The sequence below is a fragment of the Advenella sp. FME57 genome, assembly GCF_014897675.1.
GTDB lineage: Bacteria > Pseudomonadota > Gammaproteobacteria > Burkholderiales > Burkholderiaceae_B > Advenella.
In genome coordinates this window covers 180,599-202,836 of the sequence record NZ_JABUXU010000004.1, presented here as the reverse complement: position 1 = coordinate 202,836, position 22,238 = coordinate 180,599, and the positions used below count along the sequence as shown (strand labels likewise).

The following is a 22,238-nucleotide window of genomic DNA, read 5'->3' as shown; positions in this document are numbered from 1 at the left end:
GTCATTCTTCGATTTCTGCCAAAGCCTGTGCTTCGTCAACCTCGTCTCCCGTAGCTGCCAACACTCTGATCACCGTGCCGGAATGCTCCGCTTCGACAGGAAGTTCCATCTTCATCGATTCAATGATTGCTATTTCGTCTCCCTCCGTTACGCTTTGTCCGACTTGCAGTTGAATGCTGATTATTCGACCTGCTACTGACGATTCCAGATATTTCATATTAGTTTCCTCGACATTAGTGATTGCTGATAGGCCTTGCCAACTGCCCTATCTAGCTTGTAATTGTGGTTTGTTGAATTTGCCTCAGCATATCCGTAGATACCTGACCTCGCCTGAAGCCGTGATGTGAGAGGACATTTTGTATAAATGGGATATTATGTTTTACGCCTTCTATTCTGAAGTCTTCCAGCGCGGCAATTAAGTTGTCTATTGCAGCATCTCGATCATTGCCCCATGCAATGACCTTGGCCAACATGGGATCGTAGTGACTGGATACCCGAGTTCCGCTGCGGTATCCAGTTTCGACCCGTACCTGCGTATGCACGGGCGGCTCAAAGACTGTCAGAAGACCAGGCGACGGAAAAAATCGTATCGGATCCTCGGCATACACGCGAGCTTCAATGGCGTGCCCTTTCAGAACAGCTTGTTCAGGCAGTACATCTTTTAGCCTGGCCCCCGCTGCGAGCCGTATTTGTGCATGGACCAAATCGATCCCTGTAACCGCCTCAGTTACCGCATGTTCGACCTGTAGACGCGTATTTACCTCCAGGAATACAAAGCCCGACTGCGGTGTGTACAGCATTTCAACCGTACCGATCACATCATATTGGAGCGTGGAAAGTATCGTCTCCAGTCTGCTCGCCATCGCGTCGATGGTGCTTCGCGCCAGTGCTGGCGCCGGTGCTTCCTCTATTACTTTCTGATGGCGTCTTTGCGTTGAGCAGTCTCTTTCAAATATGCAACGGGCATTTCCGTAGCGATCGGCCAGGAATTGGAACTCGATGTGCCGCGGCGTTTCAATGAGCTGCTCCACAAACAGATCAGCCTGAGAAAAGAATCGCTGTGCCAGGGTGCTCGCTTGCTGCCACGATTTTTCAACGTCTTGCTCACGACGGATTGGGATCATACCGATTCCGCCACCCCCGCCCGCTGGCTTGAGCAATACGGGATAGCCAATATCCTTAATGGCAACAAGAGCCGCCTCCAGTGACGGCAAGACGCCGGAACTGCGAGCCATGGGCATGCCATGCCGGCTCATCAGCGCTCTGGCCTGAGACTTGTGGCCAAGCTCTCGAATAAATTTCGGACTTGGCCCGATGAATATCATGCCTTCTGCTTGTACTTGCTCCGCAAAATCGGCGTTTTCTGACAAGAAGCCGTAACCAGGGTGAATAGCATCCGCACCACTGCGTTTGGCGACATCCAAAATTGCCTTTGTATTCAGGTAACTTTCCTGTGCAGCAGCCGGTCCGATCAAGTGTGCCTCGTCTGCGTCTTTCCAGTAAGGCAGGTCGCGGTCTGCCTCTGAATAGACCGCCACCGATTTTATGCCCAGTTCACGCAGGGCACGTATGACTCGTTGCGCCACGGCTGCTCTGTTGGCCACTAGTACCTTGCGCAAATGCTGTTCGCTCATCTGTGCTTACCTCAAGGACGATAGCCAAACGATCTGGGACCGGGCTTCAATATTGGTGCCACGACATCCACAAACTCTTCCAGCAATGCGCGGGTGTTAATCGGATCGACCACGTTTTCAATAACAAATGCCTCTGCACTTCGGAATGGCGAAGTCAGTGCTCGTACACGCTCTTCTATTTCAATCAATTTCTCTTCGGGCTTATCGGCGGCTTCCAGTTCGCTTTTGTAAGCGACCTCTAATCCGCCCTCGACAGGCAGCGAACCCCATTGCGCTGATGGCCAGGCATACCTGAAATTGAAACGTCCGTCGCTCTGATGGCCGCCGGCTGCAACGCCAAACGCTTTGCGCACGATAAAGGTACACCAAGGTACGGTCGATTGTGCAACCGCCGTTAAAGCGCGTACTCCGTAGCGCATGGCGCCTTCTTTCTCGGCAGCCAACCCAATCTGAAAACCGGGCACATCAACAAAGTTAACGACGGGCAAATGAAATAATTCAGCCAAGTCAAGCATGCGCACGAATTTCTCGGAAGCTTGTTTGTCCCAGGCGCCGCCATAGTAATATGGGTCGCTGGCGATTATCACAATAGGCAACCCTTTAATCCGCGCTAGACCGGTAATTAATGGGCGTCCCCAGCGTGCTCCGATTTCCATGAACGACGCTTCGTCTACCAAAGCATTTACAATGGGCCGCATTTTGTACACGGAACGATTATCTTGAGGAACAACCGAACGGAGCCACTCGAAGTCCTCTGAGGCGGGAGGTATTTCTTCGGTGCGTGGTGGCAGTTCAAATACGGAACGCGGCATATAGGAAAGAAAACGGCGTGTTTTTTCAAACGCCTCTTCTTCGCTGTTCACTTCATCATCACAGACGCCATTACGGGTGTGAATGGCACTGCCGCCCAGTTCGTTTTTTTCCAGTTTCTGGCCGATTCTGGCGACCACGGGCGGCCCGGCAATGAACATTTGTGAGGTATTTTTCACCATAATCGAATAATGGCTTGTTGTTACCCTTGCGGCGCCTAAGCCGGCTACCGAACCCAGAGCCATTGAAACGACAGGAACTGTTGCCAGGTTCTGCGCCATCGCGGGCCACATACGTAGCTTTGGCAGTAATGCATGACCCTTATCTTCAATATTCTTTACCGAACCGCCGCCTCCAGTGCCGTCTACCAGGCGAATCAGAGGCAGTTGAAGATCTCGCGCCATAGTCTCTGACGCCATAAGCTTGTCACCTACAGATCCATCGTTTGCACCACCGCGCACGGTGAAATCATCTGCGGCCAACACCACGGGTCGGGAATCTATACGCGCTCTACCCGTTAAAAAATTTGACGGTACAAACCCAATGAGACGGCCATGTGAGTCGTATCGTCCTGTACCGGCCAAGTGCCCTACCTCCTGGAACGAGCCAGCATCAACCAGTTTTTTAATCCGCTCTCTGACAGGCAATCTACCGTTGGCTCTATGCCTGGCGACTTTATCTTCGCCCCCCATTTGCTCTGACAGCCTTGTTCTGAGCGCCAGTTCATCCAGCTCTTTATCCCAAACCATATACAACTCCACTCGCCCGTATGGGGCTATTATTTTTCAACTTTAATATTTGCTCGTTTAATCAAGTCGCTGTTTGTTCCGAGCTCCGCCTTGATTTTGCTGATGAACGCCTCAGAAGACTGGGTCAGGATATTCCCTTGAGGCATAAGGCGCTTTTTGATTTCAGGGTCCTGAACAACAGCGGCAATCTCGCGATTTAAGCGTTCGATGATTTCCGGCGGCGTTCCTGCCGGCGCAAATGTGCCAACCCAGAAGGAAATATCAAAGTCGGGAAAGCCTGCTTCGGCCACCGCCGGGACATCCGGCAAATCGCGCCAACGCTCCTTGGTGGATACGGCAAGAGGCTTGAGTTTTCCCGATTTCATAAGATGAACACCGCTTAATGTATCGAACCCAAAATCAATCTCCTGGCTAAGCAGCGCGGTTTCCATAGGCGCAGCACCGCGATAGGGAATATGCACCATTTGCGTGGAAGACATGGTTGCCAGCTGGGCCCCTGCCAGATGCATCAGGTTTCCGTTTCCAGCAGAACCATAGGTAACCTGGTCCGGCTCGGCCTTGGCCTTGCTCACGAGATCTTTCACACTATTGATATCCTTGGTGCGAGGATTCTCAGGATTGATTGCAAGCACAAATGGCACGGACAGAACCGTACTGATAGGCGCTAAATCTTCTAATGGCTGATAGCCAAGATTTTTGTACAGTAATGGATTGACAGTGATGGAACTGGAGTTGCTCACGAGCAAAGTGTATCCATCCGGCTTCGCCTGGGCCACTGCCGTCGCTGCAAGTATGCCATTTGCACCGGTCTTGTTTTCTACGACGAAGTTTGTCTTTAGCTTACGGGACAAACCTTCGGCAATGATTCTCGAAACGGTATCTATGGTACTACCGGGACTAAATCCTACGACCAAGCGTACTGGCTGGCTCGGATAATCTGCGGCGCGAGCCAAGGGTACTGCTGTCAAAGTAGAAATTGCAGTTATAGCTGCAATAACAAGCTTGCAATGCATACGTGTCTCCTTTTTTATTTATCAGTCGGGCTGAAAATTCCCGCTGTCATGCAGTTTCATACTGTTATGCCTGACGAAACATGCGTTCTATTCTATAGCCGAGCAAAATGAATTGTCAAGCTCGAACGATGAATAGAAGACCCGGCATGAAGCCGCACTTGCAAATTTATTAAAGGTTGGTCGTCAGGCTATGCGGTCGAAGACATTGAGACTGATTGAAAAATGGGAAGGCAATAGTTACGCTGATTCTGGCATCCGTCGATGCATATGGCGTACTAATAAATGACACGGATGCCTGCAGGACTTATTGGCGTTATTCTGTTCTGCAAGACAAGTAGCGAGCGCGTTCGATACGACCCGAGACGGCGATGCCGAGTCTTGAACATTGAATATCCAGTGACAGGTGTCTGCGTTCAGGTCCGGGATTTCATGGATTGATCCTAAATTGCCACTGAGCTGGCAATCACATTTGCCACTATTGCGATTGTTATTTCGCCCCGTGAGGAACGGGTGCGAAATTTGCCGCCGGAGCACAGTTACCGGGAAATCGTGCTCATCTGTCTACGGGTGTGGGTCCGCTCTCTATACCGCTGCGAACGGCCCACTTTGACGAGCTATCAGCCCGCATTGCGCGAGCTTGCTGCTTCCCGCTGACGCTTGGCCTCTTCCAATAGATAAACCTGGTAATCATCCAAGTCACCATCAAAGTCTGTCATGCCGCCGCGCGACACCAGCCAGAACTCGTCGCAGACCGAACGCAGCAGCGCGCGGTCGTGGCTGACCAGCATCGCCGAACCTTCGAACTCGTTCAGCGCAACGCTCAGGGCCTCACGTGTCGCCAGATCCAGGTGGTTGGTCGGTTCATCGAGCAGCAGAAAATTGGGGCGCTGCCAGACAATCATGCACAACACCAGGCGCGCTTTTTCACCGCCGCTCATGCTGCCGACAGACTGCTTGACCATATCACCACTGAAATTAAAGGTGCCCAGGAAATTGCGCAGCCCCTGTTCACGACAATCCATGGCGCTGGGGCGCATGCTGGCCGGCGTGTCGCGCACCAGGCGGATCATGTGTTCCAGCGGGGTGTCGGCAGGCCGTAAGACATCCAGTTCCTGCTGCGAAAAGTAGCCGATATTCAGGCCTTTTCCAGGGATAATCTCGCCCGCGATCGCCTCCAAAGCGCCGGCAATGGTTTTTACGAATGTAGACTTGCCTTGTCCGTTGGCGCCAAGAATGCCGATGCGCTGCCCCGCCAGGACAGAGCGGTTGATGTTCTGCACGATGACGGTCGGCTTGGCATCGTTCGGTGCATCTTCGGGCGGCGGATAGCCAAAGCTGGCATCGGTCATGGACAGCATGGGGTTGGGCATGCTGAGCGGCTCCTTGAATTCGAACTGAAACTCGGCATCGGCCAGCATGGGCGCGATCTTTTCCATGCGCTCGAGTGCCTTGACGCGGCTTTGCGCCTGCTTGGCCTTGCTGGCTTTCGCCTTGAAACGGTCAATGAATTTTTGCAGATGCGCAACCTTTTCCTGTTGCTTGGCGTGCGCCGCCTGTTGCAGCAACATTTGTTCGGCACGCATGTCTTCAAACTTGCTGTAATTGCCGCCGTAGCGCACCAGCGTGCCATTGTCGATATGCAGCGTCACGTTGGTGATCGCATCCAGGAACTCACGGTCATGGCTGATCACAACCATCGTGCCGGCATAGTTTTTGAGCCAGGCCTCCAGCCACACCAGGGCGTCCAGATCCAGGTGATTGGTAGGTTCATCAAGCAACAGCAGGTCCGATGGACACATGAGCGCCCGCGCCAATTGCAGGCGCATGCGCCAGCCGCCCGAAAAACTGTTTACCGGCCGGTCAAGTTCGGCCACGCTAAAGCCCAAACCCAGAATAAGCGCCTGCGCACGGGCAGCAGCATCGTGGGCGCCGGCGTCGTGCAAGGCCATATAGGCGTGCGCCATACGCATACCATCATCACTAGCCTCGGATGCAGCAACTTCGTTTTGCGCGGCCAGCAGGATGGTGTCACCCTCCACCACAAAGTCTGTTGCGCTCTGCTCGGTTTCCGGCATGTCCTGCGCCACTTGCGACATACGCCACTGCGATGGAATGGAAAACTCGCCGCCATCCTCATGTAGCGTGCCATTGAGCACCGCGAATAATGAAGACTTGCCCGCGCCATTGCGGCCGACCAGCCCCACCTTTTCACCAGGATTGAGCGTGACGGAAGTTTTGTCGAGCAATACTTTGCTGCCGCGACGCAAGGTCACGTTTTTGAGAATAATCATTGAGGGTAGATCTTCATTTTCGGAAACAAAAAACCCAGCCGAGACTGACCGGGAGTTGATCAAGGATGACGGGTCGAGGAGCCGGACGGGCAGCTCGCCTGATGGCAAGATGGCGGAAACGGCGGAAAGGAAGGGACAATTGTAGCAGCAGAGGCCCGCCATCAACGGGGTGAACGCGCTCCGGCATATGATTTCGGTCAAAATAGAAGGGATGCGGACCATATCGGAGTTAGCAAGATATCGAGCCTATACCGACTGGACAGCAGTTTTGGAAATCGTTAACACTCGCAAGAATGCCCCTGAGCCTCAAAAGCAAGCGTGCCTGATTGCCTGTATACCTCAGTTAAATGCAACTTCCTGTACGTTCACTCGTTACGGCTTCCCAGTTGCCTTCCAGGACCGGTCGTGTAAGTGTCAGTTTTTACCCTGTACTGATGTGATTTTCACCTGGTCTATCATGGGTATCGGTCTCGGATGTGCGTAAGAACAGGTCAACCCTGTTATCTTGACGGGTACTGGACTATATGCAAGACTACGACGCATACCAAAGCAGGCCAATCAAAGTAATTTGGTGAACGGGATACTATAAACAAAACCTGGCATCGCGGTTCATGAGCAATGCGTTTTGGCATCCAGGTTCCGCGAGCATTTGCGCGGCAGGCCGGCAAGATCATATGCCGCTCAGGCAGTGGAATGCTAAAACGAAAAATCATTTGATTTAAGGTTACAGATGAAATCAACCGAAGGCAGAAAAATGACACCCAATCATCCCATTTTCACGCGCTGGCCCGCGCAGCACCCCGATCGACTGCAGCTTTTTTCCGCCCCAACGCCCAATGGCGTGAAGGCCGGCATCATGCTTGAAGAAACAGGCCTTGCCTACGAGCCGCACCGGATCGATATTACGGCGAACGAAAGCCACGATCCTGCCTTTCTCGCACTAAACCCCAATGGCAAGATTCCCGCCATCTACGATCCCGACGGACCTGGCGGCAAACCGCTGGCGCTTTTCGAGTCGGGTGCAATCTTGCTCTATCTTGCCGACAAGACAGGACAGTTTATTTCCGCTGATCCGAGCGCCCGTTACGAAACCATCCAGTGGTTGATGTGGCAAATGGGCGGCGTGGGACCGATGTTCGGCCAACTCGGCTTTTTCCACAAATTTGCCGGCAAGGCCTATGAGGACAAACGCCCGCTTGAACGCTATGCCACCGAATCGGCGCGACTGCTGGGTGTTCTTGACAAGCAACTCTCGGGACGAGACTGGGTGATGGGTGCAGAGTACAGCATCGCCGACATATCTCTGCTCGGATGGGTGCGCAATCTTATCGGCTTTTACGAGGCGCGCGAGATTGTTGGCTTCGACCGTTTTACTCATGTCCAGGCCTGGCTTGACCGTGGCCTTGCTCGTCCGGCGGTGCAACGGGGTCTGGAAGTGACGGCAGCCTGAACGGTTTCTCTGAGGTGACATTGTGGTGACAAGCGATGATCCGCAGCACGCTGCGGATTATGCCAGCACTGCCGTGGTGTGCAATGCGTCTGCCGTCACTCGTAATCACTTTACATTTTTGTCCAGGAATGCGCGGACGACCGGAATAATTTCTTTGCCGTGGGTTTCCAGTGCGAAGTGACCGGTATCGTAAAAGCGAACGTCTGCTTCAGGGATGTCACGCTTCCATGCCTGGGCGCCCGCCGGCAGGAAAAACGGGTCGTTTTTGCCCCAGACTGCGAGCAACGGCGGCTGATATTGGCGAAAGTAGGCCTGGAACTCGGGATATTTCTCGACGTTGGATGCATAGTTCAACAGCAAGTCCAGCTGTATGTCTGCCATGCCTGGCCGACTGATGAACGCGCCTTCGAGCGTATAGCTGTCCGGCGCCACGACACTCACATCACTCACCCCTTCAACATATTGCCACTTGATTGACTCCGGGGTCGGAAAGTCGGCCAGGGCCTTCCGGTTTTCCTGGGTAGGCGCTTGCCAATACTTCCGGATCGGTTCCCAGCCCTTGGCAAGACCCTCTTCATAGGCATTTCCATTTTGCGAGATGATCGCCGTAATACGGGCAGGATGAGCCAGAGCCAGACGCCAGCCCACGGGTGCGCCATAGTCGTGCACCGCGAGGGCGTAGCGGTCAAGCTTTAGCTGCGTGGTGAACTGCTCAATCGTTTTCGTGATATTGGCAAACGAATACTCATACTTGCCACGTTCAGGAGATTCTGTGAATCCAAAGGCGGGCAAATCAGGCGCGATGACGTGATACCTGTCTGCGAGGGCCGCAATTAGGTCGCGCCACATATACGAAGACGCTGCGAAACCATGCAGCAGCAAGATGGCCGGCGCACCGGGATCGCCCGCTTCACGATAGAAAACCTTCACGTCGCCAACCTGCTCGTAACGGTAATGGACCTGTTGGTTTGCAGAAAGGGGGGCGTCTGCGGCCTGCGCTTGTCCTGTGAGCAAAGCCGCAGCGACACTGGCTGAGGCTGCAATCGATTTGGTGGATTTCATGACTGGCTCCTTAGTAACCTGTAAAAGTATAGATTGAAGGTTATCAGCGATTATAGTATCCTGTCAACATATAAATTACCGGTTACTCGAATCATGCCCTCTGTCATCAGCGGAACACCATTATTTATTGCAAACAATCCTGCGCTCGACTTCATTAACACCGAGTATGGTGTGGGACCACGGCATTGCGACTGCTTTGATAGCGACCACAGTGTGATCGAATGGCTCAGACTCGCCCAGTTGCTGCCGGATGACTGCAGCAGCGCGCCAACCGGCCTGCTTGAGCTCGCACGTGCGCTCAGGGACAATGCCAAAGCGGTGGTCCTGGCCGCCAGAACAGGCAGCTCGGCCGATGCCGCCGTCATTAATCAGGTATTGGAAGCGGGCCGCCCCAGGAAGGAACTTGCGTGGGACGCCGCCAGCAGAACATTCAAGATCGTCAGACACCGGCACAACATGAACGCAGCCAGTCTGCTTGAACCTGTTGCACAAGCGCTCGTACACTTGCTTTCGAATGAAGATCTGCAACTTGTACGAGAATGTGAGGCGCACGACTGCACATTATTCTTTCACGATTTGACCAAGTCGCATCGGCGACGCTGGTGCAGTATGGCCTCTTGCGGCAACAGAATGAAAGCGGCCGCCCACCGTGCCCGCAAGAACGGCCAATAGGCCAATGACAATTTTCCAGTAAATACCGGCCATCATTGGCAGAACCTGCCGGCTTGACACTGCCAGCCCGGCCGACATCCATTGTTTACAGCGCATCGGTCATGGTACGCGCCGCCCCTGCAACTCAGCCTTTAGTCTTGGGCACCGGCGTGTTGAGCAATTGCTGCTCCCACAACAACGCAATACCGCTACCACCCACATGCTGAATCAGCACCTCGCTCAGCTCGGCGGCGTGCTCGGTGCGGGCCCAATCGCGCTGCCATTCGGAGGCCACTGCCAGCCAGGTCATCATGTTCACGCCGCCGGCGATCATGCGCTGGATCGCGACCTCATGCGCTTCAACTGAAGTGCCGCCAGAAGCGTCAGTCACGGCCGTGACATCCCAGCCTTCGCCTGCGGCCTGGATCGCCGGCATCGCCACGCAGATTTCGGTCCACAGACCCGCGATAATCAGTTGCTTGCGGCCCGTATCCTTGACGGCGTCGACTACCTTTTTATCTTCCCAGGTGTTGATGAACGTGCGGTCAATCACCTCCTGACCGGGGAATACATTTGTGATTTGTGGGAAGATGAGGCCGCCACGATCAGCGATCACGCTGGTCAGGATGGTGGGAACGCCAAATGCTTTGGCGGTCTTTGCCAGCGCTGTCGCATTGTTGACCACCATCTGTGGTTCGTGGCTGTTCAGGTTCGCAAGCTGGTAAGGCTGATGGTCGATCAGAACGAGTACCGAGTCTTCGGGACGAAGCAAAGAGGCAAGGCCATTACGAAATGTCATGAATATATCCTTGTGTATGAGGGCAGTTTCAGGAGAAGGCTTGCGCCGATTGCGACGCTACCAGGATGGATTCTTGCATTCGCGATGCGGATTCGGTAGTCATCCCTTGTGCTACACTGTGTCGCGAGAAGAGGAACGCCAAATTGGACATCGAAGACCTGCGCACATTCATCGAAGTTGCTGATGCCGGGGGCGTTTCGCCCGCTGCGCGCCGGCTCGGTGTGTCCAAGTCAATCGTCAGCCGGCGGCTCTTGCGGCTTGAGGCAGACCTGAGCGTGCAGCTTCTTGCACGAACCACCCGCGGCGCGGCGCTTACGGAAGCCGGCGCCACCTTCCGAGACTATGCCGCCAGAGCGTGTGCCGAGATCGACGTAGCCAGGGAAACGATCCTGCCCACCGGTGAGCTTTGCGGCCGCTTGCGAGTTGCCGTGCCGGTTTCTTTCGGCCCGAATCACCTGGCCCCCGTTCTTGCGCGCATGGCGCAACTGCATCCGCAGCTTCACATCCATGCCTCCTACAGTGATCGCTTCGTTGATATGGTGGCTGAAGGCTTTGATTGTGCAATCCGGATTGGCTACCTTAAGGACTCTGACCTGATCGCAAGACGCATCGGTCCGATCTATGGAAAGATGGTTGCGAGTCCGGACTATATCAAAGCGCACGGTTCCCCCGAAACGCCGGATGAACTCATCGGCCACCAGGCCCTTATGCAGGGCACCGAAGCCTGGCAACTTATGGACGGCGACAAGATCATCACAGTTCGCCCGCAAGGGCGCTTCAAGGCCGACAACGCCACGGCGTTAGCCGCCGCCGCATTGGCAGGGCTGGGCATCGCCTGGATCCCCGATGCCGTCACCCAAGAACATGTGGCCAGCGGCGCGCTTGTGCCGGTGATGACAGGCTATCCACCCCCACCGGCGGCGGCATATGTCATCCGCCCGCCAGGCAGACATCCTGCAAGAAAGGTACGGGTGCTGACCGAGTTGCTGATTGAGTGCTTCGAACAGGCACCTGAGCCTGTGGGCGTCGGCTAGCAAAGCCGAATGGCATGAGGCATGCCAGCCATATGCGTTTGCACAATTTGGTAGGGCCGCGAATATTCCTGAAAATATGTCACTTGAATTAATTTAAGTGGGCCGGCCGATGAACGGATGACTGCCGTTCATAAGTATAGACTTGCTTATCAGCAAGCACATCATCGGATGATGGATCGCGCGCTGTGCGTGTAGCACGAGTATGAAAGTGCGTGGTTATTGAGGCAGCAGACAGTTTTTCATTAACTTTGCACCGATAGACAACAGCGCGCCCCGTCGATAGGCCAGTTCATAAGGCTCACTGCGTAACGTGAATTCAAACGGCAGTACCCTGACCAGATTATTGCGCACAAAAAACGAGGCAACGTCCGTCGAAGCCAGGGCGACAAAAGATGGATTTCTGTTCAATAACGCCAGGGTTGCAAATGGAGAGGTTGTTTCAAGCAAATTGGCAGGGAAACGAATCCCGGCATTATAAAATTCGCGCTCGAGCAACAGCCGCATGGGCATATTGGCACGGTACACGATCCATTTACATTGAGCCAGATCTTCAAGCGTCAGGCGATCACTACGCGCAAACGGATTATCACAGTTGGCAATGACGCTCAGTTCTTCCGGTTGCAGATGCTCGCTCTCATAAATTTCCGGTGTTTTACTGACCGATGTGCGGCATATCGCCATATCAAGCCGACCAGAATCTATCAGGCTCAGAAGTTCCGCGCTGGTGTCTTCAACGATTTCCACCGACATGCCAGGATGGGTCTGCATGAGATCGGCAACGGCATCGGTCAGCAACGGTATTGCACCCATGATGCATCCGACAGCAACCCTGCCACCATCTCCTTTCTGGATCGCATCCAGTTCGTTTCGCAAATGACCAAGATCGGTATAGATCATTCTTGCGTACTTCAACACGCATAAGCCTAAATCGTTGGCCTCCAGGCCACGGTTGGTTCTATTGAAAAGCGCAGCCCCAAATGTGATTTCAATTTCCTGAAGCGCCTTGCTTGCGCCTGGTTGGCTGATAGCCACCTCATTTGCCGCCCCCAACAGGGAGCCATGCTCTGAAATGGCGATCAACAAACGAAGGTGCCTGACATGCAGCCTGGACGCAATAGAGGTTAAATTGGGTGTCATGGATTAACTACAGGTTATACCTGTATGAACAGTTTTCAGTACATCGCATATCAACATCACACATACAATGACTGGAAAATATACATAAAACAATGAACAAACGGGGACATGATCAGGCAGATACCCATGCCCATGTTGATTTCAATTATAACTTTTTATTAATTCAGATGGCACTCATCCAATATCTCACTCATATTCAGTTCGACTTCGGCGCTGTGCGTTTATTACAAGCGGAATGCGATCGCATCGGGATCAAACGCCCCATGGTCGTCACAGATCAGGGCATCCGGGCTGCAGGCCTGCTAGAAGCCGCTATAGTTCATCTGAATGATCCGGACAACGTACCCGTCTTCGATGAAACCCCGCCCAATCCAAATGAAAAAGCCGTGCGCAAGGCTGTTGCGACTTTTATCGAGAATGAATGCGACGGAATCATAGCGATAGGAGGCGGATCCTCAATCGACCTGGCCAAGGGTGTTGCAGTATGCGCAACGCATGAAGGGCCGCTCAAGACCTTTGCCATTATTGAAGGCGGACTCAGTAAAATCACCTCGGCCGCAGCCCCTGTGATCGCGATCCCAACCACGGCGGGCACAGGTAGCGAAGTGGGCAGAGGCGCGATCCTGATTCTGGACGATGGCAGAAAAGTGGGCATCATTTCCCCTTTCATTGTTCCGAAAACGGCAATCTGCGACCCGGAGCTGACAATGAAACTGCCTGCACAATTGACAGCAGCCACTGGCATGGACGCCATCGCGCATTGCCTTGAAACGTTTATGTCTCCGCTATTTAATCCTCCTGCTGACGGTATTGCATTGGACGGATTAAACAGAGCGTGGCGCCACATTGAACAGGCAACCAGCAACCCTGCAGATCGGGACGCGCGACTGAACATGATGAGCGCAAGCATGCAAGGTGCGCTGGCGTTTCAAAAGGGCCTGGGCTGTGTACACAGCCTTAGTCACTCTCTTGGCGGTATCAACCCGCGGCTTCACCACGGGACACTGAACGCTATTTTCCTGCCCTCGGTCATTGAGTTCAATGCGCCCGCGACCACAATGGTGCAGGAAAGAAAACTGGATCGCATCGCCGCCGCAATAGGGCTTGCAAACGCAAGCTCGCTGGCCAATGAAGTTTTGAATCTGACCAAGCGACTTGGCTTGCCCACGACTTTAGCCCAACTTGGCGTGACGCGAGAGCTCTTTCCCAAGATCATTGACGGCGCACTTGCAGACCACAGCCATAAAACCAATCCGCGGGAAGCGACCGTGGAAGATTACATGGCGATGCTGAATGAGTCAATGTAGAAGGACGCAGACATATGCATCGACGCAATGCGCGGCAGCGCCATAAATAATAAATAAGGAGTTGGAAACATGAGGGACAAACCGGACTCAAGTGACGTTCCCCATAATCGGGTCGCCATTGTCACCGGAGCAGGAAGCGGCATAGGCAGGGCCACAGCATGCGCATTATTGGCGGATGGATGGCGCGTAGCCCTCGCCGGGCGTCATCTGGAGACTCTCGAAGCGACAATCCGCGACTGCGATACGTTTTTCTCGGCTCACGACATCCGGACTATTGCCATACCGACGGACGTCACTCAGCCGTCTTCCGTCGACCAGCTATTCGCTTCTGCGCAGCGTACCTTTGGTCGGCTCGACATGCTATTTAACAATGCCGGGCTCGGCGTTGCGGGAAAGTCTGTCGAAGAACTGGCATACGAACACTGGAAACAGATGCTTGACGTGAATGTCACCGGCACGTTTCTTTGCACGCAGGCAGCATTTCGGCAAATGAGTACGCAAACGCCGCGAGGCGGCCGCATTATCAATAACGGCTCGTTGTCGGCGCATGTGCCTAGATTGCAGTCAGCCGACTATACCGCCAGCAAGCACGCAGTTAGCGGCTTAACGAAAGCCTGCGCGCTCGATGGCCGGAAATACGATATCGCGGTATGCCAAGTGGATTTCGGCAACGCAGCGACCGAAATGGTGTCTCGCATGGAGACGGGCGCGCTGCAGGCAAGCCGCGAGCCCATTCCGGAGCCGACCATGGATGTTGTTCACGCGGCCAATGCCATTGTCCATATGGCCAGTCTCCCGCTTGAGGCCAATGTTCAGTTTATGACAGTCATGGCCACCAAAATGCCATTTGTGGGACGGGGGTAATACAAAAAAGCAAACCCATTTCATGCAGGTCGCCACGCGTTACTGGCGACACAAATTATTAAAATCAGGAGACAAAGATGGCGAATACGAGGGTAGATGCACCGCTTGAGCCGCAGGAGCAAGAAAAGGCAGATCTGCTGCGCAAAGTTGCGTGGCGAATCATACCGCTGATCATTGCCTGTTTTATCATGGCATATCTGGATCGCGTCAATATCAGCTTTGCAAAATTGCAAATGCAATCGCAGTTGGGCCTGAGCGAAGCTGCTTACGGGCTTGGCGCCAGTATATTTTTCATCGGTTACCTCCTTTTCGAAATCCCAAGCAATATTATTCTGGCACGAGTAGGCGCGCGCCGATGGATCGCGCGGATCATGATTACCTGGGGCCTCGCCTCGGCTGCCATGATGTTCGTTCAGAGCGAGACCTCGTTCTATGCGCTGCGCTTTCTGCTTGGAGTGCTTGAGGCAGGCTTCGTTCCAGGCGTACTCTACTTCTTTACACAATGGTTTCCCGCCAGTTACCGCGGACGCATGAACAATATGTTTTTCGGCTCCATTGCGTTGTGCGGCATCATCGGTGGCCCGATTTCCGGTGCCATTCTAAAGCTGCTCGATGGCGTCAACGGCATGCCTGGCTGGCAATGGCTGTTCCTGATCGAAGGAATCCCTTCGTGTATTCTGGGCTTCGTAGTGTTGTTCGCCTTCAATGATCGCATCGAAGATGCCAAATGGCTGTCCCCCAAGGAAAAAGCCCTGCTGGCACGCGAGATTGGCAAGGATCCCAAAGTCGACAACACACATTCTTTCCGCGAGGCGTTGAAACGACCAGTCATTTATCTATTTTCGCTGATTTATCTCGGCCTTTGCATGGGAATCTACGGCATACTTTTCTGGATGCCGCAGCTTATCAAGACGGCAGGTACGGCGGACCCGCTGATTATCGGCCTGATTACGACGCTGCCCTACATCGCCGCGATTATCGGAACGGTCCTGATCGGTAAAAGTTCCGACCATACCGGCGACCGCCGCTGGCACCTGGCGGGCTGTGCGCTGGCCGGTGCCGTCGGCTATGTGTTGTGTGCGATCTATTGGGACAATACCGTGGTGTTGGTGCTGGGCCTTAGTATTGCCGCGACGGGCATCATTGCCTCTTTCGGCATATTCTGGGTATTTCCGGTCCGCATAATGAGCGGTGTCGCTGCAGCCGGTAGCCTGGCCCTGATCAATTCCATCGGCCAAATCGGCGGCATTATCGCGCCCTACATGGTCGGCAAGGTCAAGGATGTGACGGGTAGCGCGTCGATGGGCTTATATGTGATTGCGCTGGCTTGCGTCGTCACTGCAATATTGATTATTTGCGCCATACCGCACAATATCCGTTTCCGAGATACGGTGGTGCGCCGCATTGCCGAGGAACGCGCCTAGCGGCACTGGACCATACGCCAGATCGGGTGAATGTCGGCGGCGATACCCTAGGGCCGAGACCGCCCAAACCAAGGCCATCGCATCTGGCCGCACGTTTGCCATGCTGCACGAAAACGATATAAAAACCATGATAATGGCAGACCTTCGGCGCCAACGCTCTGAACGACTGTGCCAGGCGGTGCAGTTGGCCGCCAATGGCCAGACCAATCAACGCAACGCAATGTCCACCTTGGAAGCATTCAGTGCCGCCTCAAAAAGTGCTTTTCCCGGGCCTGACAGCCATTGCTCCAGCGTGAGCATTGGACCGAATTCGCGCTCTAGCGCGGGGATGTCTGCAACCCCCGAAACCACACCATTATCGACGAGCACTGTAAGCTCTCTCAGGAAGGCATTGGTTGCCAGCAATTCCTCCGGGAACCGCTGATAGCGGATTGGACGGCCCGCTGCATGGGAGAAGGCGCTCTCCAAATCGTCGCCGACAATGGCCTGTCCAGATAGCTCCAAGGACTGCCCTGCATAGCGATCGGGCTGACAGAGAATCTGAGCATTGATACGTCCAAGATCATCCAGCGCAATCATTTGCATCGCCTGACGTGGATACATGAAGAACGTGAAGCGCCCTTCATTCAACCCCATGCCGGGCAGCATCATCATTTCCATGAAGCTGGCCGGACGCGTGATCGTAGCCGCCAGGGGCACGCTGCGGATGTGATCCTCGATTTGGGATTTACTGTCGAAATGCCCCATCCCGGTATGGCCTTTGCCGGCCGCCCCGCCTGAGGAATAGACAAAGTGCTCTACACCAGCCGCGACAGCGCTGTCGGCAACTGCCACACCCTGAAGAACTTCCTGTTCATCCGATACCAATCCTGACGGCGAACTGGTTTGCACACTGAACACACCTTTTACACCAACCATTGCCCGGTCAATAGAGGCACGGTCGAACAGATCGCCAACGGCCAGCGTAATGCCTTCCTGGGCAAGCGCCTTTGCCTTGTTGCTTTGCGGATCACGGACAAAGCCGCGAACTGTGCAACCTTTGGCCCGAAGCGCCCGCGCAACGGCCCCGCCTTGCTGCCCTGTAACCCCAAAAACAAGAAATTCTGCAGAGCTTTTCATATTAGTTATCCATAGTAACTGTTGTTAGTTCCTATTCTAAACTATAATCAATTTGCCACAAGACGGCACATTTTTGATCCTGAGTTACATAGAGGTAACGAATGCAAAACAGTCCCAAAAAGGAAGTCATGCCACGTGAGGTCAATGGCCGGCCCGTCATTGAGACCCCAAACGGGCCGGTGCTAACACCCTGTGCACCTGGAAGCGTACTCGCCCGGCTTGGCGACAAATGGACGATTCTTGTGATCTCGCTGCTATCGCTTTCGCCCGACACGCCAATGCGATTCGGCGCCCTCAGACGCGGTATTCCTGATATCTCTCAACGGATGCTGACACTCACTTTGCGTAATCTGGAGCGAGACGGCCTCGTAGCACGGCACTACTACACCGAGTTGCCACCCCGCGTGGAATACGAGCTCACCCAACGGGGGCACTCGATGCTGAAACCACTGGCCGGGTTCACGGACTGGATACGCGATACGTGGCAGGACATTGAAGCATCGCGGCGCGAATATGACGCAGCAGAGCAGGAGCGTAGCTAACCGGCAAAAGGCATTGAGCCCAGCTATGTGCAACGGATATGGGCGGAGTGTACTGCTTTGATCCAGGGAGCCTCGATAGGGGCCGGGTGCTCAATTTGAGCACCTATTCGGAAGCTGTCAGACAAGCTTTGATTTACTCTGATCTAGTTTTAAGAATTCGAAGGCATACCCATCAGCGGCCTGTTGCCATTCTCACGCCCAGACCAACCAAGACAGCGCCCATCAAGGCATCAACGGGACGGCGGATGCTGGCATAGATGGATCGAACGCGGCCGATTGAGAATACTGATGCCAACAGGCAAAGCCAAAGGCTGGTTATTACGCCCACCATGGCAACAACAGCAATATAGACCAGGGGCGGCGCACCGACCGGCAGCAAGGTTACGAACAAGGTAGCAAAAAAAGTAGCCGTTTTCGGGTTGGTAATGCCAACGACAAATCCTATGCGCCATGACTGTCCCACGCCCACCGTAGACACCCCCGCGAGGTTCTGTTGGTCGTACTTCCCTTTGAAAACGCCCATCAGCATACGGCTGCCGAGATAGACCAGATAGATGGCCCCTGCCAGGCGGATGGCTTCGTACAACCAGTACAACTCCTTGATGAGCAGGCCAAATCCGAGGATGGCCAACGTTGCCCAAACAACCACAGCACTGGCGATGCCCAAGCCAACGAAGACGCCGGAGCGCCGGTTATTCAAGGCATGCGAAGTTACCGCGACAAAGTCAGGCCCAGGACTGGCGCATCCCAGAAGAATGATTCCTGCGAGCGCGAGTAATTGCGAAAAATAGTCCATAAGTGTGTAATCCAGATAGCCGCAATGAAGAACAGATGATAGCTTCATTTAACCACCGTCTGCGTACTACAACGCGCATACAATGTATAAAAAATGACTGACGCATAGACACTGCTTTCGCAGTATACATAATGCCGAAGCCATTGGAAGCATGCCTTTTTCTGCTTATAGAGATTCTAAGACGGAATTGGCGCAATTTCTACAATTGAAGCCAAGATATATATGTACCTCATTGTCGTAGATATTTATTTAGTCTGTGTCAACGACGGTACCATACGCAAGCTATACGCAAACTCTGCCGTTGTTCGTACTACAACGGATATCCATTCTCTGCACGAATAATCTGGCCGGCCATTAATCTTCCGGCCAGCTAGTCAACGCAACGCGATGCCGGCCTTGGATGCATTCAGCGCCGCCTCAAAAAGTGCTTTTCCCGGGCCCGACAGCCATTGCTCCAGCGTGAGCATTGGACCGAATTCGCGCTCTAGCGCAACCACTGGCCGGGTTCACGGACTGGATACGCGATACGTGGTAGGACATAGAAGCATCGCGGCGCGAATATGACGCAGCAGAGCAGGAGCGTAGCTAACTGGCAAGAGGCAATGAGCCCAGCCATGTGCAACGGACATGGGCGGAGTGTACTGCTTTGATCCGTGGCGCTTCGATAAGGGCCGGGTGCTCAGCAGGCTGACTGTATAGTCCGAAAGTATAGACATCCCGACGAGCCAAAGCCCGCCGGACGGCAGACAGCGATCAGACTGTGTCTCCCTTGATCCATTGCGGCGTGATTGATCGAAGTTCCGAGGGGGCAGCCAGCAACGCGGCGGTCTCTCGCTGGTAATCCGCAAACCAGGGCTGTTTGACAAAATCCTCCGAAGTAGCCTCGCCGTCAGATAACTGATAGGCAATGATCACGTCGGGATCGGTATCGTCGAAGCCATAGACATAATAAATTTGCCCTTTCATGCCTTCCACATAGGCGCGGGCATATTTCTCCCAAATTAGCTTTACTTCTTCGCGCTTGCCGGGCTTTGCATGGTGTCGAACATAAAATGCTTTCTTGCTCATGATATTCTCCTGAAACGTTGCGGCAACTCGCCGCCGATATTGGGAACATTTCCCATACCCTTATGACGTTTGAACAGAGGAATTTGTGACGCCTCCTGGATTTTTTGCTTGCTTTCGAGCAAGATAGCACCACCTTCGTTCAAAACAAAAAATCCCGGTGCAAGACATGTCTTTACCGGGGTAAATTTTCACCAGAATAGTACCGCCAAGCGGACATCGTTACTGCGCGCCTTTGTCTTCAATGCAGCTTAACTGCATCAAAGCCTGCCAGCTTGTCTGGATTGCGTACAATGAAAATATCCGTGATGCGATCGGCATTATCGAAAGCAAAAGAGACAATGGCAATAATGCTGCCCTTCTCTCTCAGGATAAGCCCCTTCGATCCGTTCAGTTCGGCCACTTCCCACTGATAGTCAGACCACCACCCTACCAGATAGCTCGTGAGGAACCGCAGGACAGCGTCGCCCTCCAGAATCTCCATCACAGCAGCCACCTTCCCTCCGCCATCGGCAGTCAAGCGGACGTCGCTCGCAAGCGTGGCGGCCAGAGAGCCGAGATCTCCGGTCCGGATCGCATTCTCGAAAGCAGAAAGAAGCGCTTCCTGTCGTGCCGCCGCAGGCCGATATCGCACCTGATTTTCGCCAATTCGCGATTTGGCCCGCGAAACAAGCTTGCGGCACGCCGGCTCGTTCATCTCAAGTGACGCAGCTACGTCGACGTAGGACATCTCGAAGATCTCGTAGAGCAGGTATGCCGCCCGCTCCGTCGGGGTTAACCGTTCAAGCATCAGTAAAAAGGCAGTCGATAACGATGACGAGAGCTCCATTTGCGTCTCTACGCTATTGTCCGTGAGCGTATGAACCGGTTCGGGCAGCCAGTTGCCCACATAATCGACACGGCTGCGATATGAGGCGCGCAGAAGATCGATAGCGCGCCGCGTACAGGCGGTTGTCAACCAGGCGCCCGGAGACTCGATGCCATCGATGTCCAACGCCTGCCAGCGCAGAAAGGTGTCCTGCACCGCGTCTTCTGCTTCCGCGCGGGATCCTAGAATCCGGTATGCAATGCCAAGCAGCCGCGGGCGCTCCTGCTCAAAGTAGCGCACATACATCGCCTCAGTCCCCGATTCCGGGCCTAATCCGGAGTGCACTCGCTCTGACCGATACCAGGAAATCATGTTCCGCCCTCCCTTCACAATGGTAGCAATACCCCTATTGACGGTTCAGCACTTACTATTGTGACAACATCTCCCAAAGAAATGTCACCGGCCTGGCAGCCGCGGCTCACATCAGTTCATTGGCACCTGAAGATGAGCGGCCATATTGCGCTATCGATTCAGAGTTGCAAAACAATGCTTGTATCTCGTTTGATAGTAAACTTAGCTGGATGCGTGAATCGCATTTCGCTGATACGAAAGGTCCATATACTACGCACCATGCAGTCTAATTCGGCCAGGGTTTACCTACTTCATGCATTCCCAATGGCATAGCAATGTCGTAACTTAAAGCTATTTGCTGCGCTAGAGTGGTGATCGCCCGCTTCCGTCCATCAATGGTTTGCACGTCATGCAAGCTTAAACATACGATACCATTGCGATTTGCCGAGTTTACAGTCGCAGTGATCGCCCCAATGTGATCCAGCACGTTCAACAAGAATCGTGAAATTTCTTGATCCTGAAACTCATGATGAGCTTTGGACTTCTGCTTTCTGTTCACTGTACCCTTTCCGATGAGCTCCGAAATCTCTTTGAGGCCCTTTGTCATATCGTCGAAATTACCTTCGCACGACACGTAGTGTCGAACCGCATTCCGCCCTACATAGCCCAGTACGATTTTGAGGCACTCAATATCGCTATATGGGTGAAGGGAAGAATAATCAACATGACGACGGATTGAATCAACAATTGTCTGTATAGCTTCTTCATCATCAAGGTCGACAAGTTTGTTGACAAAAAAGCCTGGCCCCACCACTTTGCAATAGCTGGGAACTTCCACAGTGTCAGAAATTTTGCAGAATCCAAATATATATAGGGACGCATATTCATGCAATAAGGACTGCCCGGCCGAGTCCGTCTTCTCGAATGTAGTGATCGTTTTCTTAATCTTTCTCGCGTCGGCGACCGAGGTCACTTGCACAGCAATCCCACCATCTTTCTCGTCGTCTGCCGAATCGATTGCGGGAAAGTTTACTCGAATCTGATTCTTGCTCTCGAGATTCGCAATGCCTAAAGCTCTGAAAAACTGAATCGCCATCGTTTCCAGTAGTCGTGCCATGTCATTGAAGCCCGCGTCTTTGTCCCTCTGAATACGGAGCTGAAGAAGCGCGATGTCCTGATTCAGATTCTTGATAAGCGATTCAAGCAATATATTTTCCTTTCGTTATTTTCAATTTCTTGTTGAGGATCCACACTAATTAATCATCTTAGTTAGCGGATTTGGCATCACGGCTCAGCCATCTGATCGACGGCATAGCTTCGAATGCATCAACA

General features: G+C 53.6%; 21 protein-coding genes. 7 read left to right on the top strand and 14 right to left on the bottom strand.

All coding sequences use genetic code 11. The features are described from left to right. Window position 1: 1 nt before the first annotated feature. From INT32_RS06860 to INT32_RS06840, 5 genes are all read right to left on the bottom strand, one after another. Window positions 2-217, bottom strand: coding sequence for an acetyl-CoA carboxylase biotin carboxyl carrier protein subunit (locus INT32_RS06860; RefSeq protein WP_193087982.1), 216 nt, complete (start codon window positions 215-217; stop codon window positions 2-4). Between the two features lie 52 nt (window positions 218-269). Further along, a complete protein-coding gene (locus tag INT32_RS06855) occupies window positions 270-1,634 on the bottom strand; it encodes an acetyl/propionyl/methylcrotonyl-CoA carboxylase subunit alpha (protein ID WP_193087981.1) in 1,365 nt (454 codons plus the stop codon). 11 nt (window positions 1,635-1,645) lie between these two features. Beyond that, window positions 1,646-3,193, bottom strand: coding sequence for an acyl-CoA carboxylase subunit beta (locus tag INT32_RS06850; protein WP_193087980.1), 1,548 nt, complete (start codon window positions 3,191-3,193; stop codon window positions 1,646-1,648). A 29-nt stretch (window positions 3,194-3,222) separates the two neighbouring features. Beyond that, window positions 3,223-4,206 carry a tripartite tricarboxylate transporter substrate binding protein gene (locus tag INT32_RS06845; RefSeq protein ID WP_193087979.1) on the bottom strand — a complete coding sequence of 328 codons (984 nt, stop codon included), beginning with the start codon at window positions 4,204-4,206 and terminating at the stop codon, window positions 3,223-3,225. Window positions 4,207-4,823: 617 nt separating this feature from the next. Continuing rightward, on the bottom strand, window positions 4,824-6,497 hold the full coding sequence (locus tag INT32_RS06840) for an ABC-F family ATP-binding cassette domain-containing protein (protein ID WP_193087978.1): 1,674 nt from the start codon (window positions 6,495-6,497) through the stop codon (window positions 4,824-4,826). Window positions 6,498-7,251: 754 nt separating this feature from the next. On the opposite strand from INT32_RS06840, the gene INT32_RS06835 reads away from it, so the two are divergent. After that, entirely contained in the window at window positions 7,252-7,947 is a 696-nt protein-coding gene (locus INT32_RS06835; RefSeq protein WP_193088056.1) for a glutathione S-transferase N-terminal domain-containing protein, read from the top strand. Window positions 7,948-8,052: 105 nt separating this feature from the next. Here INT32_RS06835 and INT32_RS06830 read toward each other — a convergent pair whose 3' ends face one another. After that, window positions 8,053-9,009, bottom strand: a complete 957-nt coding sequence (locus INT32_RS06830; protein ID WP_193087977.1) for an alpha/beta fold hydrolase — start codon at window positions 9,007-9,009, stop codon at window positions 8,053-8,055. A gap of 93 nt (window positions 9,010-9,102) precedes the next feature. On the opposite strand from INT32_RS06830, the gene INT32_RS06825 reads away from it, so the two are divergent. Continuing rightward, the gene (locus INT32_RS06825; protein WP_193087976.1) at window positions 9,103-9,681 is read left to right on the top strand and encodes an ABATE domain-containing protein; all 579 of its coding nucleotides are present in this window, start codon (window positions 9,103-9,105) and stop codon (window positions 9,679-9,681) included. A 124-nt stretch (window positions 9,682-9,805) separates the two neighbouring features. Here the strand turns inward: INT32_RS06825 and INT32_RS06820 are convergent, their stop codons facing one another. Then, complete coding sequence (locus INT32_RS06820) at window positions 9,806-10,459, bottom strand: hydrolase (protein ID WP_193087975.1); 654 nt, start codon at window positions 10,457-10,459, stop codon at window positions 9,806-9,808. 143 nt (window positions 10,460-10,602) lie between these two features. Between INT32_RS06820 and INT32_RS06815 the strand changes: the two genes are divergently transcribed. Then, on the top strand, window positions 10,603-11,493 hold the full coding sequence (locus tag INT32_RS06815; protein ID WP_193087974.1) for a LysR family transcriptional regulator: 891 nt from the start codon (window positions 10,603-10,605) through the stop codon (window positions 11,491-11,493). A gap of 216 nt (window positions 11,494-11,709) precedes the next feature. Here the strand turns inward: INT32_RS06815 and INT32_RS06810 are convergent, their stop codons facing one another. Further along, entirely contained in the window at window positions 11,710-12,630 is a 921-nt protein-coding gene (locus INT32_RS06810; RefSeq protein ID WP_193087973.1) for a LysR family transcriptional regulator, read from the bottom strand. 167 nt (window positions 12,631-12,797) lie between these two features. Between INT32_RS06810 and INT32_RS06805 the strand changes: the two genes are divergently transcribed. The 3 genes from INT32_RS06805 to INT32_RS06795 all read left to right on the top strand — a co-directional run bounded on the left by INT32_RS06805 (window position 12,798) and on the right by INT32_RS06795 (window position 16,225). Next, window positions 12,798-13,937 (top strand): iron-containing alcohol dehydrogenase, encoded by a 1,140-nt coding sequence (locus INT32_RS06805; protein ID WP_193087972.1) that lies wholly within the window; start codon window positions 12,798-12,800, stop codon window positions 13,935-13,937. A gap of 69 nt (window positions 13,938-14,006) precedes the next feature. Next, window positions 14,007-14,801 (top strand): SDR family oxidoreductase, encoded by a 795-nt coding sequence (locus INT32_RS06800; protein WP_193087971.1) that lies wholly within the window; start codon window positions 14,007-14,009, stop codon window positions 14,799-14,801. 77 nt (window positions 14,802-14,878) lie between these two features. After that, a complete protein-coding gene (locus tag INT32_RS06795; protein ID WP_193087970.1) occupies window positions 14,879-16,225 on the top strand; it encodes an MFS transporter in 1,347 nt (448 codons plus the stop codon). A gap of 207 nt (window positions 16,226-16,432) precedes the next feature. Here INT32_RS06795 and INT32_RS06790 read toward each other — a convergent pair whose 3' ends face one another. Next, a complete protein-coding gene (locus INT32_RS06790) occupies window positions 16,433-17,344 on the bottom strand; it encodes an NmrA/HSCARG family protein (RefSeq protein ID WP_193087969.1) in 912 nt (303 codons plus the stop codon). A 101-nt stretch (window positions 17,345-17,445) separates the two neighbouring features. Here INT32_RS06790 and INT32_RS06785 point away from each other — a divergent pair, with 101 nt between their 5' ends. Continuing rightward, window positions 17,446-17,886 (top strand): helix-turn-helix domain-containing protein, encoded by a 441-nt coding sequence (locus INT32_RS06785; RefSeq protein ID WP_226816625.1) that lies wholly within the window; start codon window positions 17,446-17,448, stop codon window positions 17,884-17,886. Window positions 17,887-18,058: 172 nt separating this feature from the next. Here INT32_RS06785 and INT32_RS06780 read toward each other — a convergent pair whose 3' ends face one another. The 5 genes from INT32_RS06780 to INT32_RS06765 all read right to left on the bottom strand — a co-directional run bounded on the left by INT32_RS06780 (window position 18,059) and on the right by INT32_RS06765 (window position 22,113). After that, window positions 18,059-18,682 (bottom strand): LysE family translocator, encoded by a 624-nt coding sequence (locus INT32_RS06780; protein WP_193087968.1) that lies wholly within the window; start codon window positions 18,680-18,682, stop codon window positions 18,059-18,061. 374 nt (window positions 18,683-19,056) lie between these two features. Continuing rightward, window positions 19,057-19,179, bottom strand: a complete 123-nt coding sequence (locus INT32_RS22275) for a hypothetical protein (RefSeq protein WP_255509669.1) — start codon at window positions 19,177-19,179, stop codon at window positions 19,057-19,059. A 256-nt stretch (window positions 19,180-19,435) separates the two neighbouring features. Further along, complete coding sequence (locus INT32_RS06775; RefSeq protein ID WP_193087967.1) at window positions 19,436-19,750, bottom strand: putative quinol monooxygenase; 315 nt, start codon at window positions 19,748-19,750, stop codon at window positions 19,436-19,438. 238 nt (window positions 19,751-19,988) lie between these two features. After that, window positions 19,989-20,900 (bottom strand): RNA polymerase sigma factor SigJ, encoded by a 912-nt coding sequence (gene sigJ / locus INT32_RS06770; RefSeq protein WP_370540188.1) that lies wholly within the window; start codon window positions 20,898-20,900, stop codon window positions 19,989-19,991. Between the two features lie 292 nt (window positions 20,901-21,192). After that, on the bottom strand, window positions 21,193-22,113 hold the full coding sequence (locus tag INT32_RS06765) for an SMEK domain-containing protein (RefSeq protein ID WP_193087966.1): 921 nt from the start codon (window positions 22,111-22,113) through the stop codon (window positions 21,193-21,195). Between the last annotated feature and the right edge of the window lie 125 nt (window positions 22,114-22,238).

Coding starts and splice junctions, on each gene's coding strand:
- INT32_RS06860 (WP_193087982.1), bottom strand. CDS start 217: ATGAAATATCTGGAATCGTCAGTAGCAGGTCGAATAATCAGCATTCAA.
- INT32_RS06855 (WP_193087981.1), bottom strand. CDS start 1,634: ATGAGCGAACAGCATTTGCGCAAGGTACTAGTGGCCAACAGAGCAGCC.
- INT32_RS06850 (WP_193087980.1), bottom strand. CDS start 3,193: ATGGTTTGGGATAAAGAGCTGGATGAACTGGCGCTCAGAACAAGGCTG.
- INT32_RS06845 (WP_193087979.1), bottom strand. CDS start 4,206: ATGCATTGCAAGCTTGTTATTGCAGCTATAACTGCAATTTCTACTTTG.
- INT32_RS06840 (WP_193087978.1), bottom strand. CDS start 6,497: ATGATTATTCTCAAAAACGTGACCTTGCGTCGCGGCAGCAAAGTATTG.
- INT32_RS06835 (WP_193088056.1), top strand. CDS start 7,252: ATGACACCCAATCATCCCATTTTCACGCGCTGGCCCGCGCAGCACCCC.
- INT32_RS06830 (WP_193087977.1), bottom strand. CDS start 9,009: ATGAAATCCACCAAATCGATTGCAGCCTCAGCCAGTGTCGCTGCGGCT.
- INT32_RS06825 (WP_193087976.1), top strand. CDS start 9,103: ATGCCCTCTGTCATCAGCGGAACACCATTATTTATTGCAAACAATCCT.
- INT32_RS06820 (WP_193087975.1), bottom strand. CDS start 10,459: ATGACATTTCGTAATGGCCTTGCCTCTTTGCTTCGTCCCGAAGACTCG.
- INT32_RS06810 (WP_193087973.1), bottom strand. CDS start 12,630: ATGACACCCAATTTAACCTCTATTGCGTCCAGGCTGCATGTCAGGCAC.
- INT32_RS06805 (WP_193087972.1), top strand. CDS start 12,798: ATGGCACTCATCCAATATCTCACTCATATTCAGTTCGACTTCGGCGCT.
- INT32_RS06800 (WP_193087971.1), top strand. CDS start 14,007: ATGAGGGACAAACCGGACTCAAGTGACGTTCCCCATAATCGGGTCGCC.
- INT32_RS06795 (WP_193087970.1), top strand. CDS start 14,879: ATGGCGAATACGAGGGTAGATGCACCGCTTGAGCCGCAGGAGCAAGAA.
- INT32_RS06790 (WP_193087969.1), bottom strand. CDS start 17,344: ATGAAAAGCTCTGCAGAATTTCTTGTTTTTGGGGTTACAGGGCAGCAA.
- INT32_RS06785 (WP_226816625.1), top strand. CDS start 17,446: ATGCAAAACAGTCCCAAAAAGGAAGTCATGCCACGTGAGGTCAATGGC.
- INT32_RS06780 (WP_193087968.1), bottom strand. CDS start 18,682: ATGGACTATTTTTCGCAATTACTCGCGCTCGCAGGAATCATTCTTCTG.
- INT32_RS06775 (WP_193087967.1), bottom strand. CDS start 19,750: ATGAGCAAGAAAGCATTTTATGTTCGACACCATGCAAAGCCCGGCAAG.